Source organism: Streptomyces sp. JH002 (genome assembly GCF_050916115.1).
GTDB lineage: Bacteria > Actinomycetota > Actinomycetes > Streptomycetales > Streptomycetaceae > Streptomyces > Streptomyces xiamenensis.
The window spans coordinates 205,185-222,313 of sequence record NZ_CP087989.1 but is presented as its reverse complement, the minus strand read 5'-3'; the positions used below and the strand labels follow the sequence as shown (position 1 = coordinate 222,313).

Here is a 17,129-nt window from a genome sequence, read left to right as displayed (position 1 = left end):
GCGCGGCACCGCCACCGGTGGGGCCGGATCACTCCGGCCGGACGCCGCACTCCGCCGGGCCGCCCGGCGGGTGCACCGCGAACATCTCCGCCTCCACCCGGTCCAGCGCCATCCGCAGCGCCCCCCAGGCGATCGCCTCCGCGCCCAGCGCCGACGCCGCCACCCGCGGAGTGCGCAGACAGTACCGGGACAGCTCCCGCGCCAGCGGCTCCACCACCCCGTCCAGCCCCGAGGCCCAGCCGCCCACCACCACCAGCTCGGGATCCAGCGCCAGCACCAGCGCCGTCACATCGTGGGTCAGCCGCTCCACGTAGCGCTCCACCGCCGCCCCCGCCAGCGCCTCCCCACCCCGCGCCCGCTCGAACACCCGCCCCACCGCGGCCTCGTCCAGCGCCGCCAGCGGCCGGCCGTCCGTGGACAGCAGCGACTCGGGCGTCGCCCCCCGCCCCAGCAGATGCAGCGCCCCGATCTCCCCGGCCGCCCCACCGTACCCCCGGTGCACGCGCCCCCCGATCAGCGATCCCGCGCCGGGCGACAGCCCGGCCAGCACCATCACCACATCGTCACAGCCCACCGCGGCGCCCCGCCAGCGCTCGCCCACCGCCGCCACGTTCGCGTCGTTCTCCACCACCACCGGCGCCCCGAGAGCCGCCCCCAGCAGGTCCCCGAGCGCCAGCCCCGTCCACCCCGGCAGCGCCGCGCACAGCCGCACCGAACCGTCGGCCGCCATGATCCCCGGCGAGCCCACCCCCACCGCCCGCACCGAATCCCGCGCCACCCCCGACGCCATCAGCGCGGCCCGCGCCGCCCCCTCCACCAGGGCGAGACGCTCGGCGGCCGGCGTCCGCGCCGTCGCCGTCCGCACCGCCGAGCCCACCCGCCGCCCGGCCAGATCGGACACCAGCACCGCGACACGCAGCGCCCCTATCTCCACCCCCAGCAGATGACCGGCCTCCGCCCGGAACCGGAAGCGGCGCGCCGGGCGCCCCACCCGGGGCGCCCGCGTCCCGTCACCGTTCACCGCCGCGGCGGCGTATCCCGCGCCCAGCAGCGACTCCACGACCTGCTCCACGGTGGGCCGGGACAGCCCGGTGACGGCGGCCAGCTCCGCCAGCGACGGAGACCGCCCCGACTCACCGGCCGCCCGCAGCGCCCGCAGCACCACCGCGGAGTTGATCCTGCGCAGCAGGGACGGATCCCCGCCCTCCCACGACGTCAGAGAATCGCCCCCGGCGTGTACGCGGCAGCCTTCGGATGCCGCTCGGCCACCTCCTCCACGGCCGCCACCACGGCGGCCACCTGCTCCCCGGCCGCGCCCGTGAACGACAGCCGGTCCGCCATCAGCGCCGCCAGCTCGGCCGCGCCCAGCGGGATACGGTCGTCCGCCGCCAGCCGCTCCAGCAGCTCGTTGCGCTCGCCGCCCTCCCGCAGCCGCAGCGCGGACGCCACCGCGTGCTCCTTGATCACCTCGTGCGCCGTCTCACGGCCCACCCCGGCGCGCACCGCCGCCATCAGCACCTTGGTGGTCGCCAGGAACGGCAGGAAACGGTCCAGCTCCCGGGCCACCACCGGCTCGAACGCCCCGAACTCGTCCAGCACCGTCAAAAACGTCTCCACCAGCCCGTCGAAGGCGAAGAACGCGTCCGGCAGCGCCACCCGGCGCACCACCGAGCACGAGACATCGCCCTCGTTCCACTGGTCGCCCGCCAGCTCGCCCACCATCGAGGCGTGGCCGCGCAGGATCACCGCGAGCCCGTTCACCCGCTCGCACGAGCGCGTGTTCATCTTGTGCGGCATCGCCGAGGAGCCCACCTGCCCCGGCTGGAAGCCCTCGGTCACCAGCTCCTGCCCGGCCATCAGCCGGATCGTCTTCGCCAGCGAGGACGGCGCCGCGGCCAGCTGCACCAGCGCCGAGACCACCTCGTAGTCCAGCGAGCGCGGGTACACCTGGCCGACCGAGGTCAGCGCCCGGGCGAAGCCCAGGTGCCCGGCGATCCGCGCCTCCAGATCCGCCAGCCGCGCCGGATCGCCACCGAGGAGGTCCAGCATGTCCTGGGAGGTGCCCACCGGGCCCTTGATGCCGCGCAGCGGGTAGCGGGCCAGCAGCTCCTCCACCCGGCCGAACGCCACCAGCAGCTCGTCGGCGCCCGTCGCGAAGCGCTTGCCCAGCGTGGTCGCCTGCGCCGCCACATTGTGCGAACGCCCCGCCATCACCAGACCGCCGTACTCGCCCGCCAGCCGGCCGAGCCGCGCCAGCAGCGCCACCGTACGGTCGCGCGCCAGCTCCAGCGAGAGCCGGATCTGCAACTGCTCCACGTTCTCGGTCAGATCCCGCGAGGTCATGCCCTTGTGGATCTGCTCGTGCCCGGCGAGCGCGTTGAACTCCTCGATCCGCGCCTTCACATCGTGCCGCGTCACCCGCTCACGCTCGGCGATCGACGCCAGGTCCACCCGCTCCAGGACGCGCTCGTAGTCGGCGAGCGCCTCGTCGGGGACGGCCACGCCCAGATCCCGCTGGGCGCGCAGTACCGCCAGCCACAGGCGGCGCTCCAGCACCACCTTGTACTCGGGGGACCACAGCCGGGCCAGCTCCGCCGAGGCGTAGCGGCCGGCCAGGACATTCGGAATGCGGGGCTTGTCTGTCACGTCACCGGATTCTACGGCGGGCTCAGCTCGGGTCGCTTCGGCGCCCGCCCGTCGCCCGAGGAGCGGCCCGTCAGCCGCCGCCCGATCCACGGCAGCAGATGCTCCCGGGCGAACCGCACGTTCGTCCCGACCCGCTGTCCGAAGCCGACCGGGGTGGGGGGCGGCAGCGGAGCGTCCCAGTCGAAGGAGGCCGGGTGGCCGAGCCGCTGCCACACCGCCTCCGCGACCCGGCGGTGCCCCTCCGTCGTCAGATGCAGCCGGTCGTCCGCCCACATCCGCGGGTCGCCCAGCGCCCGCGAGGCGTACAGATCGGCCACCACCACGCCCTCGTGCCGGGCGGCGAGCGTGTCGATGTGCGCGTACAGCTCCTCCATCCGCCCCCGGTAGCGCTCCAGCACCGGGCCCGTGCGGCCGGGGGAGCGCATCAGCAGCAGCGTCCGGCAGGACGGCGCCAGCCGTTCCACCGCCTCCTCCAGCAGCCCGCACACCCGCGGCAGGTCGCAGCGGGGTCGCAGCACGTCGTTCAGGCCGCCGACCAGCGTGACCAGATCCGCGTCCATCGCGGCCGCGGGGGGGCACCTGCTCGGAGGTGATCTGCGCGATCAGCTTGCCGCGCACGGCGAGGTTCGCATACCGGAAACCGGGCGCGTGCCCGGCCAGCCGGCCCGCCAGCACATCGGCCCAGCCCCGGTACGAGCCGTCGGGCAGCGCGTCCGACATGCCCTCGGTGAACGAGTCCCCCACCGCGACAAAGCTGCGGACCGGCTCCGCGCCTTCCCGTCCCCGGTCCCTCTCCAGATCCATGGCATTCACCCGGGCGATGCTATCGAGACGGCGCGGCCGAGGCGGCCCCGCCCGGTGGGCCCACCAGCTCGCGCAGCACGTCCTCCATCGTCACCACCCCCGTGGGCCGTCCGTCCGCTCCCATCACGGCCGCCAGATGCGTCGCCCCGCCGCGCATCGCGGTCAGCACCTCGTCCAGCGGGGTGCCCGCGCCCACCCGGGCGATCGGCCGCAGCGCCGACAGTGTGAAGGGCAGCTGCGGGCGGGCGGCGTTCAGCGCGTCCTTCACATGCAGATAGCCCAGCACGGCGCCGCGCTCGTCCAGCACCGGAAAACGCGAGAACCCGGTGCGGGCCGACAGCGCCTCCAGCTCGTGCGGGCTGATGCCCACCCGCGCCGTCACCACCGCTCCGCGCGGTCGCATCACCTCGCCCACCGGGCGCCGCGCCAGCCGCAGCGCGTCCCGCAGCCGCCCGGTGGCCCGCTCGTCCAGCAGCCCGGCCGCCCCCGAGTCGGTGACGATCCGGTCCAGTTCCTCGTCCGAGAACACCGCGACCACCTCGTCGCGCGGGGTGACCCGCAGCAGCCGCAGTACCGCGCTCGCCAGGTCGTTGATGCCGCGTACCAGGGGAGACAGCGCGCGGGAGAGCGCCAGCAGCGGCGGGCCGAGCAGCAGCGCGCAGCGCAGCGGGGTGGCCAGCGCGATGTTCTTGGGCACCATCTCGCCCAGCAGCATGTGCAGATAGGTGGCCACGCTCAGCGCCACCACGAACGCGATGGGATGGATCGCCCCCTGCGGGACGCCGATCCCGTGCAGCAGCGGCTCCAGCAGATGCGCTATCGCCGGCTCGGCGACGATGCCCAGCACCAGGGTGGTCAGGGTGATGCCCAGTTGGGCGGTGGCCATCAGCAGCGAGAGGTGTTCCAGCGCCACCAGGACCCGGCGGGCACGCGCGTCGCCCTGCGCGGCGAGCGGGTCGATCTGGCTGCGGCGCACCGAGATCAGGCAGAACTCCCCGAACACGAAGAACGCGTTGAGGGCGATCATCAGCAGCCCGGTCAGCAGTTGGAGCGCGGTCACCGTGCCTCCTTCGGGGACGGTACGGGGGCGGTCAGCCGCACCCGGACGACGCGATGGTGGTCGGTGCGCAGCGCCGCCAGCTCCCAGCCGCCGCTGTCCACCCGGTCACCCGGGGCGGGGATGCGCCCCAGTTCGGTGGCGATGAACCCGGCGAGCGTCTCGTAGGGCCCCTCGGGCAACTGGAGCCCGATGACCTGGAGCTGGTCGCGGCGCACCGCGCCGTCCGCCTCGTACACGCCGGGACCCAGCGGCAGCAGATCGGGCGCCTGGCGCGGATCGTGCTCGTCACGGACGCTGCCGACGATCTCCTCGATGATGTCCTCGAAGGTGAGCACCCCCGCGGTGCCGCCGTACTCGTCGATGACCACCGCCATCGGCCGTTCGTCCGACAGCTCCTCCAGCAGCCGGTCGGCGGGGAAGGTGTCCGGCACCAGGAGCGGTTCGCGCATGAGATCACGCACCGGGGTGCGGGCCCAGCGCTCGTCGGGCACCGCGAGCACGTCCTTGAGCTGGACGATGCCGCGCACCGCGTCCAGACCGCCCTCGCACACGGGAAACCGGGACAGGCCGGTGGCGAGGATGGCGTCGGCGATGTCCTGGAGCGTGGCGTCGGTCTCCAGGGCGGCGACCCGCACCCGGGGGGTCATGATCGACTGCGCGGTCAGCCCGGACAGCTGGATCGAGCGGACGAACAGCTCGGCCGTGTCGGCGGCCAGCGTGCCCTCCTCGGCGGAGTGCCGGGCCACGGCGACCAGTTCCTGGGGAGAACGTGCCGACGCCAGCTCCTCGGTGGGCTCCAGCCCGAGCCGGTGCAGCACGCGGTTGGCGGTGTTGTTCAGATGCCGGATGAAGGGCCGGAAGGCGGAGGAGAACCCGCGCTGGAGCGGAGCCACCCGCCGGGCGACGGCCAGCGGGGAGGAGATCGCCCAGTTCTTGGGGACCAGTTCACCGATGACCATGAGGACCACGGTGGACAGGGCGGTGCCCAGCACGAGGGCGACGGTGCCCACGGCGGAGCCGGGCACCCCGGCCGCGCGCAGCGGGCCCGCCAGCAGTGCGGCGGTGGAGGACTCGGCGAGCATGCCGATCACCAAACTGGTGAGGGTGATGCCCAGCTGTGCCCCGGAGAGCTGGAAAGTGAGCGACCGTACGGCGCTGAGGGCACCGGGCGCGCCGGGCAGGCCGCGCTCGGCGGCCTCCTCCAGGACCGACCGTTCCACGGTCGTCAAGGAGAACTCGGCGGCCACGAACACCCCGCAGGCCACGGTGAGCAGAAGGGCCACGCACAGCAGCAGAACCTCGATCACGACACCACCGTCCTGACGGAAGGGGACATAACGCCCCACTGTACGAGCCGTGCGCGGAACGCGCGGGGAGGAGAGGCACACCCGCGCCGGGGAACGGGCCGGGGGCGCGGCGTTGGATAGGGTTGCGGTCATGTCTGACGCGGAGAACGCCCTGTTCGCGGCGGTTGACGCGCTGGTGGAACAGGCCGCCGCGCACGGCGAACTGCCCCCACCGGCGGAACGCGGGCGCCTGCGGGAGGCCGCCGGGCTCACCCGGCAGCAGGTCGCCGGGGCGCTGGAGGTCAGTTGGCAGGCGGTGGCCGCCTGGGAGTCCGGCCGCGCGGTGCCCCGCCCGCCGAAACGCGCCGCGTACGCCCGCCTGCTGGAACGGCTCGCCGAACGCCATCCGCGGCCGGCCGCACAGGGCGGAGCGAGCCGTGCGGCGGACGGCGCGGCGGGGGACGGGAAGCGGACCGAGGGTGCGCCGGGTGCGCGGGAGGAAGAACCCCCGACGGCGGGCGCGGGCCCCGATCCGGGTCCGCGCGCGGTGGCCGCCGACGGCGGCCCGCGGGGCGCGTCCACGGAACCGGCGCGGGGTGCCGTCGCGGACGCGCCGGAAGAACACGGGGAGGATGCCTCCCCGGTGCCGCGTACGGAACGGGAAGGCGCCGCCGCCCCTCCGTCCGGCGCACCGGCTCCCGGCCGCCGACCCGCCGCCGCAGGAAGCGACCGCCCGGGGAAGCCGGCCGCCGACCGTACGGGTACGGCCGCCGGCGCGGTGGCCGTACCGGGCCCGGCACAGCCCGGCGACGACGCCCAAGCCCTCCCCGGCGCCCGACCCGCCCGTCCGGCCGGCGCGCCGTACCCCGCGGGGCCGCTCGTCGTCCTGGACGGCGCCGCACTCGCCCACACCGCCGACGGCGGCACCCTGCACTGCCCGGCCGCCACCGTCACGGAACTGGTGGAGTGGGCGCTCGGCGCCGGCATCGGGCAGGAGCGGCTGCACCGCCACGGGCGCGACGCCGATCCGCTGGTCGTGCTCACCGAAGCCGCCGCCGAACGGCTCGGGCTGCCCGCGCGGCTGACGGACCGCCGCAACCTCCGGCTGCCCGAGGACCACCCCGCGGTCCGCGACCTGCTCGCGGCCGGCTGGCGGCTGACCCGCCGCGGGTTCGGGCCCTGGGCCCGCGTCCACCAGCCCGTCGAGGCGCACGGCACCCGACGCTGCGTCCAGCTGGCCGTGCTGCCCTGGGACGCCCTCGACCCCCGGGCCTGGTCGGACCTCGCCGCTTTGGCCACGCCCGGTGAACTCGCCCGCGCCCTGGGCACGTACGCCACGCGTGTCCTCACTCCGCGCGGCTCCACCGCCGTCAACGGGCTGGAGCTGATGACGGCGCTGCGTCCGCCCACCCGGCCGGTACGGGACGCGGCCGGCGGCTGGACCTCGGGCCCCGTCGCCGGGTCGTTGGCCGTCGCGGTGGACCCGGCCCCGCCGGAGGCCCCCGGCGAGCATCCCGTCGCGGCCGGCCGCGATCCGCACGACGTCCTCGACGAGGAGGCGTACGAGTGGGTGCGCGACCCGGACCTGCTCAGCGACGCCGAGTGCGCCCTGCCCCACGCCGTCGGCCTGGACGTGAACATGGCGTTCGCCGCCGCCGCCAACCGGCTGCGGGTCGGCCTCGGCGCCCCCCTGCACACCGACGGCCCGCGCTTCGACCCCAAGCTGCCCGGCGCCTGGTACGCCGACCTGTCCGGCATCGCGACGGACCCCCGGCTGCCGTCCCCGTTCACCCCCACCGGACAGCGCCCCACCGGGCCCGCCTGGTACGCGACGCCGACCCTGGCCTATGCCGCCGAACTCGGGCACCCCGTACGGCCGCTGGAGGCCTGGCTGCGGCCGGAGGCCGGACCGTACCTCGACCCCTGGTACACCCGGCTGCGGGACGCCTACCTGGCGACGATGGCGGACCTGGGAGTGACCAAGGACCTCACCGACGCGGACTTCCTGGCCGCCATGGAACGGCACCGCGGCGCCGACCCGGCGACCGCGGGGGTGCTCTCCGCGATCAAGGCGACGGTGAAGGGCGGCATCGGCAAGCTGCGCGAACGCCCGCAGGGCGCGGGCCACCGCCCCGGCGGCCGGTGGCCCGCCCTGGAACGGCCCACCTGGCGCCCCGACATCAGAGCCGCCGTCATCGCGCAGGCCCGCACCAACATGCACCGCAAGATGGCGCGGATGGCCGCCCACGGCCACTTCCCGCTGGCCGTGCTGTCCGACTGCGTCGTCTACCCCGCCCCCGGCCCCTCCCCGCTGGACCTGCTGCCCCGCACCGGGGACGGCGCCCCGGCGCCGGGGGTCTTCCGGCTCGGCGTCTCACCCGGCATGGTCAAGCTCGAAGGAGCCAGGGAACTGTGGTGGGCCGCCGAACTCATGGAGCAGGGACACAACCCCGCCCGGCACATCAAGGAGTAGCACCTCGTGGGAGAGATCGGCGACGGCATCGAGACCGCGCTCCAGGCCACGGCCACCCGCCCGCCGCCGGTGACTCCCGGCGCCCGGTTCCGGCTGCTGCTGCGCGCCGAGAAGGGCTCCACCAAGGCGGTGGCCGCCCGGCTCGGAATCTCCCCGCGCACCGTGCAGCGCCATCTCGCCGGGCAGATCAGACGCCCCACGCCACGGCTGGCCGCCGCGCTGGAACGTGAGGTGCGCCGGTCCTGGCAGCCCCGCGTCCGGGCCCGCGCCATCCGTGCTGCCTCCGCCGCCGGGGTGGTGGTGGAAACGCGCGCCCGGTTCGGCTTCACCGCCGCGCCCGGCTCCACCGACGACCCGCGGCTGCGCCGGCTCACCGAGCAGCTGCCGCCCGACGCCTCGGCCCGGCTGCTGGCGGCCCATCAGGCCGGCGGCTCGGAGGAGGAACTGCGCCGCATCCTGGGCGAGGCGCTCGGCCACGTCTACTTCCGCGACCACGGCCGCCGCGCCCAGGGCCTGGATGTCGAGATCAACGACGTCGACTACCTGGAGCTGAACCTCGGCGGCTGACCGGCACCGGTGCCCTCGGTTTCGGCAGGGCCCGGCCATGGGTGTCGGACCCGCCGCGCCCAGGGCGGCCGGGGCCGTCCGGCGGCCACGGCAGGGACACCGTCGCATGCCGCCGCGCGCGGCGGTGCTCGCGCGCTGTGCCCGTACCGGCCGCTCCCCGGTGGAATGGGCGGCGCTCAGCCGCCGGCGGCCGGGCCGAACTCGGCCAGGGCCGCGGCCACGATGGCCTCCAGATGGTCGGAGTGGGCGCCGCGCCAGTAGACCCGGGCACAGCGCGTACAGCGGGCGAACACGTCGTACGTGCGCCGGGTCCCGCCGTCCAGGCCGGAGGCGACCTCGTCCTTCCCCACGGTCTCCAGCTCGCCGTTGCACGCGGTGCACCGCGTCCACGGGGCGAGACGGGGAGCGAAACGGCCCAGTACGTCGCGCAGTTGCTCATCGGGCCGGTCGCTGTAGACGAAGCCGCCCGCCCAGATCTCCCGGCGGCGCAGCAGCCCCCGGTCGCGGGAGAGCAGCACCCGGCGCTCGGTGGCGGAACGGGTGGCCAGGGCCGGGTCGCCGATGTCCTCGCTCTCGTAGGCGGCGTCCACCCCCAGCAGCCGCAGCCGGCGGGCCAGGGTGCCCAGGTGGACGTCGAGCAGGAAGCGCAGCGGCGCGCCGGGGACCCGCTGGGGCCGGGTCACCGCCGCGACCTCGATGGTCTCGCCGCCCCGCGGGACGTAGGAGAATTCCACCGGCCTGCCGTCGGCGGTCAGGGTGCCGATCTCGGTGAGCGGGGTGCCGCAGGACTCCACGACATGGCCGAGCGTGGACACCTGGTCGACGGCGGCCCGTACGCCTTCCGTGCGCCGGCGCGCGGACAGCAGCGGGTGGAGTGCGGGGGCGAAGTGGAGCCGGATCTCTGGGGGAGGCACCGGGCCAGCATCCCATTGGCGGGGCGGCCGGCACCGGAAATTAATTTTGCAGACTCTGCACTTTTGCATACCCTGCAAGGTGTGACCGGGGAACAGAGGCCCGAGGGGCTGCGCGACCGCAAGAAGCGGGCCACTCATCGTGCGCTCACCGAGGCAGCCGTAAGGCTCGCGGCCGAGCACGGCGCCGAGAACGTCACCGTCGAGGCGATCAGCGAAGCCGCCGGTGTCTCGCCGCGTACCTTCTTCAACTACTTCGACAACCGCGACGAGGCCTTCGTCATGATCGACGCGGACGTCGCCGACCGGGTGCGGCGGGCGGTGCTCGACGCACCACCCGAGCGCCCCCCGCTGTGGGCCGTCGCCGACGCCTACGCGGCCGAACTGCCCGACCCCGGAACCGGCCACGAACTGTGGGAACTGCGCGTCCAGGTGCTGCGCCGCTCCCCGCATCTGCTGGTCAGCACCCTGGGCGCGCACCAGGCCGACGAGAAGAGGCTCGCGGGCACCATCGCCGCACGCGTGGCCGCCGCAGGATGCGCCGACCCCGGTGTCTACCCCCGGCTGCTGGCGGCCGTCGCCAACACCGCGGCCCGCGTCGCCATGGAGCACTGGAGCTCCGGCGACCGGGAGCGGCCCGTCCCGGAGATCTTCCGTGAGGTCTTCGGCCACCTCGCCGCCGGACTGCCCGCCCCCGGGCCCGCCGCGGCCCTGACCACCACCTCGGCCGGGTCCTGAGGACCCGGCCGCCACTTACCCTCCGCACATCGAGAAGGACATCGTGACCCTCACGACCGAGGCGCCCGAGGAAACCCCGGGCGCCATGACCAACCGCCAGATACTCCAGGCGATGTCCGGCCTGATGGCCGGCATGTTCGTCGCCATCCTGGCCGGCACGGTGGTGGCCAACGCCCTGCCCCGCATCATCACCGACCTCAACGCGAGCCAGTCCTCCTACACCTGGGTCATCACCTCCGAACTGCTGGCGATGACCGCCACCGTCCCGCTGTGGGGCAAGCTGTCCGACCTCTACAACAAGAAGCTGCTGCTCCAGCTGTCCCTGGGCCTGTTCCTGGTCGGCTCGCTGCTGGCCGGCTTCTCCCAGGGCGTGGGCCTGCTGATCTTCAGCCGGGTGGTGCAGGGCATCGGCGCCGGCGGGCTCACCGCCCTCGTCCAGATCGTGATGGCCGCCGTGATCCCGCCCCGCCGGCTGGGCAAGTACGCCGGGATCTTCGGCGCGGTCTTCGCCGTCGGCACCGTCGCCGGACCGCTCATCGGCGGCGTCCTGGTCGACACCCCCTGGCTGGGCTGGCGCTGGTGCTTCTTCATCGGCGTGCCGTTCGCCCTGGCCGCGATCGTCATCCTGCAGCGCACCCTGACCCTGCCCACCGTGCGCCGTGAGGTCAAGATCGACTACCTGGGTGCCGGGCTGATCGTCGCCGGGGTGTGCGCCCTGCTGATCTGGACCACCATGGCCGGCAACCAGTTCGACTGGGCCTCGTGGCAGACCGCCGTCCTCACCGGTGGTGGCGTGATCCTGCTGGGCTTCGCCGTCCTCGTGGAGTCCCGGGTGGCCGAACCGGTCATCCCGCTGACGATCTTCCGCAACCGCACCGTCACCCTGACCACCGTCGCCAGCCTCCTCGTCGGTCTGGCCATGTTCGGCGGCACCGTCTTCCTCTCCCAGTACTTCCAGATCGCCCTGGGCAAGTCCCCGACCGTCGCCGGCCTGATGAGCCTGCCGATGATCGGTGGTCTGCTGGTGTCCTCCACCGTCGCCGGCCAGCTCATCAGCGCCACCGGACGCTGGAAGATCTATCTGGTGGCCGGCGGCATCACCATGACCGCCGGGCTCGGACTGCTGTCCACCATCGGTGCCGACACCGGGTTCGGACTGCTCAGCCTCTACATGGCCCTGCTGGGCGTCGGCGTCGGCCTGCTCATGCAGAACCTGGTGCTGGCCGCCCAGAACGACGTGCCCGCCGCCGAACTGGGCAGCGCCACCTCCGTACTGTCCTTCTTCCGCAGCATGGGCGGCACCATCGGCACCTCCGTGCTCGGCGCGGTGCTCGCCAACCGGGTCGCCGGCCAGCTCGGCGGCTTCGACGCGGGCGGCGACAGCCACGCGGTGCCCGACATCTCCGAGCTGTCGGACGAGGCCCGCGAGGTCGTCCAGAACGCCTACGGCAACGCCACCGGCGACCTCTTCCTGATCGCCACCCCGTTCGCCGTCCTCGCCCTGATCACCGTCCTGTTCATCAAGGAGAAGACGCTGAAGACCACCAACGCCACCCAGCGACTGGCCGAGGAGGCCCGGCAGGAGGAAGCCGCCGCCAAGGAGACGGCCCCGACCACCGGCTGACCCCGTACGCCGCGCCCGGCCCGCGGAGCCGGGCGGGCGCGGCGTACCGGCACCGGGCTCCGTTACCCCCACCGGGTCTGTGACGGGCCATCGGTTCTGTGCATCATGGGACCCACGGTCCCTCTAGCGATGGCGAGTTGACCCCGATGGTTGAGTACGGCAAGGACGTGCGGGAGACGGCGGCGGCACCGGAGATCGACACCTCGGTCCCGCACTCGGCCCGGATATGGAACTACTGGCTCGGCGGCAAGGACAACTACGAGGTCGACCGGACGGCGGGCGACCAGTACGCCGCGACCTTCCCCGGGATCTTCGACATCGCCCGGGTCAGCCGCTACTTCCTGCACCGCACCGTGCGCCACCTGGCGGGCGAGGCGGGCATCCGGCAGTTCCTCGACGTGGGCACCGGCCTGCCCACCGAGGACAACACCCATGAGATCGCCCAGCGCGTCGCCCCCGACGCGCGGATCGTGTACGTCGACAACGACCCGCTGGTGCTGGTGCACGCCCAGGCGCTGCTCACCTCGACCCCCCAGGGCCGCACCGACTACATCGACGCCGATCTCCACGACCCGGCCCGCATCCTCGGGCTGGCCTCCCGCACCCTGGACCTCTCCCGGCCCGTTGCGCTGATCCTCTCCGACGTCATGGGGCATGTCCCCGACGACCGGCGGGCACAGGACGTCGTGCGGCAACTGGTGGGCGAGCTGCCGCCGGGCAGCTATCTGATGCTGTCGCACGGCGCCACCACCTCCCAGGAGGTCATGGAGGCGCAGGACGACTACAACGACAGCGGCGCCGCCCCGTACCGGTTGCGCACCCAGGAACAGATCTCCCGGTTCTTCGACGGCCTGGACCTGGTGGAGCCCGGCGTGGTGCCCATGCCCCAGTGGCGGCCCGACCTCGGTGAACTGAGCCCGCACCCCGAGGGCGCCGGGATCGGCGGGCTCGCCCGCGTCCGCGGCTGACCCGCGGCGGCGGGGCCCGGGGCACCGGGCCGGCGGTTGCCGTGGATCGTCCTGACGGCCCCCGCCGGCCCGGCCCACCGCCTCAGCCCGCGCCGACCGCCTCCCGCGCGCGCCTCGCGGGCGCCCCGCGCCGGGCCGGGGCCGGATGCCGTTCCCGCTCCCGGCGCATCGCCCGGCCGTGCAGCCGTAGCAACTGCGTCACGCCGACCGCGATGAAGAGCAGCACCACCGAGAGCGCGATGCGGTAGTCGTCGCCGGTGGCGTCCAGCAGCAACCCGACGCTCAGCAGCGCCAGCGAGGAGGCGGTGAAGCCGCCGATGTTGACGATGCCCGAGGCGGTGCCGTGCCGCTGCGCCGGGTTGGCCAGCCGCGCGTAGTCGAAGCCGACGGTGGAGGCCGGCACACAGCCGCCGAGCACCACACACAGCAGCACCAGCAGCCAGGCGGGCGCGCCCTCGCCCGGCCACCAGATCGTCGCCGTCCACGTCACGGTGACGACCGCCGTCACGCTCAATACCACCGGCAGCCGGGCGTTGCGCCAGCGGCTCAGCAGCCAGCCGAACGGCAGCCCGAGCAGCAGGCTGGTCAGCACCACCAGGGTGAGCAGCTCGCCGGCCGTCACCCGGCCGTAGCCGTGCTCCTCGACCAGGAACGGCAGCCCCCACAGCAACAGGAACACCATCGCAGGGCACTGCGTGGTGAAGTGCGTCCACATGCCCAGCCGGGTGCCCGGCTCGCGCCAGGCGGCCCCGATCTGGCGGCGGATCGCGCCCCGGCCGGTCGCCGGAGCCGGCTCCGGCGCCTGTCCCCGCGGCTGGTCCCGCAGGAACAGCACCAGCGGGATCAGCACCAGCAGGCCGCCCAGCGCGCTGCCGGCGAAGGCGGTGACCCAGCCCGAGTCGTTCAGCACGCGGGAGAGCAGCAGGGTGGAGGTGAGGTTGCCGGTCATCCCGGCGAGGCCGGTGAGCTGGGCCATCATCGGCGCGCGGCGGGCCGGGAACCAGCGGTTGCCCAGCCGCAGTACGGCCAGGAAGGTCATCGCGTCGCCGCAGCCCAGTACGGCGCGGGCGGTGAGCGCGGTGCCGTAGGAGGGGGCGTAGGCGAAGCCGAGCTGGGCGGTGACGAGCAGGGTCAGGCCCAGGATCAGCACGCGCCGGCTGCCGAGCCGGTCCACCATGACGCCGACGGGTATCTGCATCGCCGCATAGACGAGCAGCTGGAGGATGGGGAAGGCGGACAGCGCGGAGGCACCGACCGCGAAGCGGTCCGCGGCGTCGAGCCCCGCCACCCCGAGGGAGGTGCGGAAGACCACGGCGACGAAGTACACGGCGACCGCGATCAGCCACACGGTGACGGCACGCCGGCCGCCGGCCGGATCGGCGGGGGAGCCGGGATCGGCGGGGGAACTCACCGGACCTCACCCCTGGCCAGTTCGGAGACCCGGCTGACGTGCCGGACGGTGACGGCCAGCGCCGCCTCGGTGTCGCCGGCCCGCAGCGCGTCCAGGATCTGCTGGTGTTCGGCGAGGGCGAGGGCGATCCGGTCGGGGCGGGAGCGTACGACGGCCACACCCATGCGCAGCTGCCGGTCACGCAGCTGGTCGTACAGCCGGGACAGGATCGCGTTGCCGCCGCTGCGGACGATCTCGGCGTGGAAGGTGCGGTCGGTGAGCGCCATGTCGGCCAGCCGGCCGGCGGCGGCCTGGGCGCGGTGCAGCTCCAGCAGTTCCGCCAGCCGGTCGGTCAGCCCGGGCGGGGCGGGTACCGCCTTGCGCACGGCGTGCGTCTCCACCAGCAGCCTGGTCTCCACCACGTCGGCGATCTCCTGGGCGGAGACGGGCAGCACCATGGCGCCCTTCTTCGGGTAGAGGCGGATCAGCTCCTCGCTCTGCAGGCGCAGCAGTGCCTCGCGCACGGGGGTGCGGGAGACACCGGCGGCCTCGGCCAGCTCGCCCTCGGTGAGCAGGGTGCCGCCCTCGTAACGGCGGTCCAGCACGGCCTGCTTGATGTGCTCGTAGACGTGGTCGGCTGCGGGGGGACGTTTGGCGGTGGGGGCTGCGTGCTGCGGCATGCGCACAGCATAGATACAACACAGACGCGCGGCGGGCGCGCGTCCGCCATGCGGGCGGAGCGTTCCGGCCCGGCCGGCGTTCGGAGGGCTCAGCGGCTCAGCGCGGTGTCCCGGTCCATATGGGTCAGCTTCTCCGGGTTGCGCACGGCGTACAGGCCGGTGATCAGGCCGTTGTCGACGTGCGCCGTCACCACCGTGTCCAGCGCGCCGTCCAGCCGCACGATCAGCGCGGGGTGGCCGTTGACCTGTGCCGGGCGCAGTGCCGCGGTGACCTTGCTCAAGCCGCCGAGCAGCAGCCGGGCCACCTTGTCGGCCCCCACGATCGGCCGCGGGACGGCCTGTTTGACGCCGCCGCCGTCCCCCAGCAGGACGACATCGGGCGCGAGGATGTCCAGCAGTCCCTGCAGGTCGCCGGTCTCCGTCGCCCGCCGGAAAGCCTCCAGCGCCTCCCGGGTGCTCGCCTTCGAGACGGCCTCGCGGGGGCGGCGCGCCGCGACATGGGCCCGGGCCCGGTGCGCGATCTGCCGGACGGCGGCCGGGGACTTGTCGACCGCGTCGGCGATCTCGCCGTACCCGAGGTCGAACACCTCGCGCAGGACGAACACCGCCCGCTCGGTCGGCGCGAGCGTCTCCAGCACCAGCAGCATCGCCATCGAGAGGCTGTCGGCGAGTTCGGCGTCCTCGGCCACGTCGGGGGCGGTGAGCAGCGGCTCGGGCAGCCAGGATCCGACGTAGGACTCCCTGCGGCGGCCCAGGGTGCGCAGCCGGGTCAGCGACTGGCGGGTGGTGATCCGCACCAGGTAGGCGCGCCGGTCGCGCACCTCGTCCAGTGCGACGCCGGACCAGCGCAGCCAGGTCTCCTGGAGGACGTCCTCGGCGTCGGCGGCCGAGCCGAGCATCTCGTAGGCGACGGTGAACAGCAGGCTGCGGTGGGCGATGAAGGCGGCGGTGGCGGGGTCCGTGCCGCCCGGGGACCGTGCCGCGGTGTCCGCGGTGGGCTCGCTGGGTGTGCTGTGGTCGCTGGTCACCGGCTGCTCCTGCCTTCGTGGTGCCAAGGGTGGCACGCGCACAAGACGCCGGGACGCCGTGCCGTGTGACACCCACCCGCGGTGGTGCTCGTCACACGCCGTACCCGTCACAGGGGCCGGGTGGTCGGCATCTTGTGGTCGGCAGTGCTTCTCTGCACTTCGCCGAAACGAGTGACCTGCCAGGTCTGGGTTGACGTGAGGCATCGGGGCCAGGGCTAGGACTTCTCGATCTTGTCGAGCAGTCGCATCAGAAGATCGGCCAGGAGAAGGACCTCGGCCGCTTCGGTCGGGTCCTTGTAGTCGACTCGACGGTGGCTTGGTGGGTTCTTGAAGAGACCGATGGCACCCTTGAACAGCTCCATCATGCCGACGGCCTCACCGCCATCGACGGTCTGGTCGGTCAGTGGTCCGGGTGCCTGGTCTCCCCTTCCGGGGCGGAAGGCTTGCTGCATCAGGGCTGTGCCGGTGAGGGAGTCGGGGAGGTTGGCCATCGTTCGGACGCGAAGCTCGACCTCTTTCATGGCCAGGAGGGCTGCGGCCTCGAAGTCGCCCCGGAGGAACTGAGGTCGGGCTTTGGCCTCCAGCACGGGGACCAGCTCGATGTCGAGCCGTTGGACAGCCTGAATCCAGGCCAGTCCGCGGTCGAGCGCCGCATGTCCCTGACGGCTAATCATGAAGGAGGCGGGCGTGTCCTTGTGCACGTTCCAGACCACGAGTCCGCGGTTCAGCAACCAAGTCCAAGCCTCGGTGAGGGCGAGCACGGCGTCGGGGTGCTTCTGGTAGGCGACCCGGGCCCGCCTCACCCAGTTGTGCCAGTTCCACTCGTCGGCGTCGCGGGCATCCCTGAGTACCCGCAGCGCGAGGTCATCGACCGGCAGAGCCACGACCTCGTCCGCTTCCATCGTCCAGCCAAGGTAGAGCGGCATGGGTTCTCTCCTACTGGGGTGATCGTTG

The 17,129-nt window shown here is 73.8% G+C and carries 14 protein-coding genes and 1 pseudogene; 5 read left to right on the top strand and 10 right to left on the bottom strand.

Translation table 11 applies throughout. The features are described 5' to 3' along the window. Positions 1-28: 28 nt before the first annotated feature. The 5 genes and pseudogenes from H7827_RS00955 to H7827_RS00935 form a co-directional block, all read right to left on the bottom strand. Entirely contained in the window at positions 29-1,165 is a 1,137-nt protein-coding gene (locus tag H7827_RS00955; protein WP_432741813.1) for an ROK family protein, read from the bottom strand. A gap of 50 nt (positions 1,166-1,215) precedes the next feature. Next, positions 1,216-2,646 (bottom strand): adenylosuccinate lyase, encoded by a 1,431-nt coding sequence (purB, locus tag H7827_RS00950; protein ID WP_364242924.1) that lies wholly within the window; start codon positions 2,644-2,646, stop codon positions 1,216-1,218. Positions 2,647-2,657: 11 nt separating this feature from the next. After that, positions 2,658-3,450: pseudogene (locus tag H7827_RS00945) on the bottom strand (SGNH/GDSL hydrolase family protein). Positions 3,451-3,469: 19 nt separating this feature from the next. Beyond that, on the bottom strand, positions 3,470-4,510 hold the full coding sequence (locus H7827_RS00940; RefSeq protein ID WP_432741811.1) for a hemolysin family protein: 1,041 nt from the start codon (positions 4,508-4,510) through the stop codon (positions 3,470-3,472). Then, positions 4,507-5,817, bottom strand: coding sequence for a hemolysin family protein (locus H7827_RS00935; RefSeq protein WP_432741809.1), 1,311 nt, complete (start codon positions 5,815-5,817; stop codon positions 4,507-4,509). The genes H7827_RS00940 and H7827_RS00935 overlap by 4 nt, the downstream gene beginning before the upstream one ends. A gap of 130 nt (positions 5,818-5,947) precedes the next feature. On the opposite strand from H7827_RS00935, the gene tap reads away from it, so the two are divergent. Further along, the gene (gene tap, locus H7827_RS00930) at positions 5,948-8,269 is read left to right on the top strand and encodes a telomere-associated protein Tap (RefSeq protein WP_432741807.1); all 2,322 of its coding nucleotides are present in this window, start codon (positions 5,948-5,950) and stop codon (positions 8,267-8,269) included. A gap of 6 nt (positions 8,270-8,275) precedes the next feature. Beyond that, positions 8,276-8,836, top strand: a complete 561-nt coding sequence (gene tpg / locus H7827_RS00925) for a telomere-protecting terminal protein Tpg (protein WP_432741805.1) — start codon at positions 8,276-8,278, stop codon at positions 8,834-8,836. A gap of 176 nt (positions 8,837-9,012) precedes the next feature. Here the strand turns inward: tpg and H7827_RS00920 are convergent, their stop codons facing one another. Next, the gene (locus tag H7827_RS00920; protein ID WP_200362465.1) at positions 9,013-9,750 is read right to left on the bottom strand and encodes a Mut7-C RNAse domain-containing protein; all 738 of its coding nucleotides are present in this window, start codon (positions 9,748-9,750) and stop codon (positions 9,013-9,015) included. 81 nt (positions 9,751-9,831) lie between these two features. On the opposite strand from H7827_RS00920, the gene H7827_RS00915 reads away from it, so the two are divergent. From H7827_RS00915 to H7827_RS00905, 3 genes are all read left to right on the top strand, one after another. Beyond that, complete coding sequence (locus H7827_RS00915; protein WP_432741803.1) at positions 9,832-10,485, top strand: TetR family transcriptional regulator; 654 nt, start codon at positions 9,832-9,834, stop codon at positions 10,483-10,485. An 85-nt stretch (positions 10,486-10,570) separates the two neighbouring features. After that, positions 10,571-12,109, top strand: a complete 1,539-nt coding sequence (locus H7827_RS00910) for an MDR family MFS transporter (RefSeq protein ID WP_432747914.1) — start codon at positions 10,571-10,573, stop codon at positions 12,107-12,109. 146 nt (positions 12,110-12,255) lie between these two features. Beyond that, a complete protein-coding gene (locus H7827_RS00905; RefSeq protein WP_432747913.1) occupies positions 12,256-13,077 on the top strand; it encodes an SAM-dependent methyltransferase in 822 nt (273 codons plus the stop codon). A gap of 82 nt (positions 13,078-13,159) precedes the next feature. On the opposite strand, the gene H7827_RS00900 is transcribed toward H7827_RS00905, so the two are convergent. The 4 genes from H7827_RS00900 to H7827_RS00885 all read right to left on the bottom strand — a co-directional run bounded on the left by H7827_RS00900 (position 13,160) and on the right by H7827_RS00885 (position 17,101). After that, positions 13,160-14,488 (bottom strand): MFS transporter, encoded by a 1,329-nt coding sequence (locus H7827_RS00900; protein WP_432741801.1) that lies wholly within the window; start codon positions 14,486-14,488, stop codon positions 13,160-13,162. Then, a complete protein-coding gene (locus H7827_RS00895; protein ID WP_200362459.1) occupies positions 14,485-15,147 on the bottom strand; it encodes a GntR family transcriptional regulator in 663 nt (220 codons plus the stop codon). Before H7827_RS00895 ends, H7827_RS00900 begins: the two co-directional genes overlap by 4 nt. Before the next feature lie 89 nt (positions 15,148-15,236). After that, positions 15,237-16,175 (bottom strand): RNA polymerase sigma-70 factor, encoded by a 939-nt coding sequence (locus H7827_RS00890; RefSeq protein ID WP_432741799.1) that lies wholly within the window; start codon positions 16,173-16,175, stop codon positions 15,237-15,239. 215 nt (positions 16,176-16,390) lie between these two features. Further along, positions 16,391-17,101: a TIGR02391 family protein gene (locus H7827_RS00885; protein ID WP_432741797.1), complete on the bottom strand. Its 711-nt coding sequence runs from the start codon at positions 17,099-17,101 to the stop codon at positions 16,391-16,393. Positions 17,102-17,129: the final 28 nt, after the last annotated feature.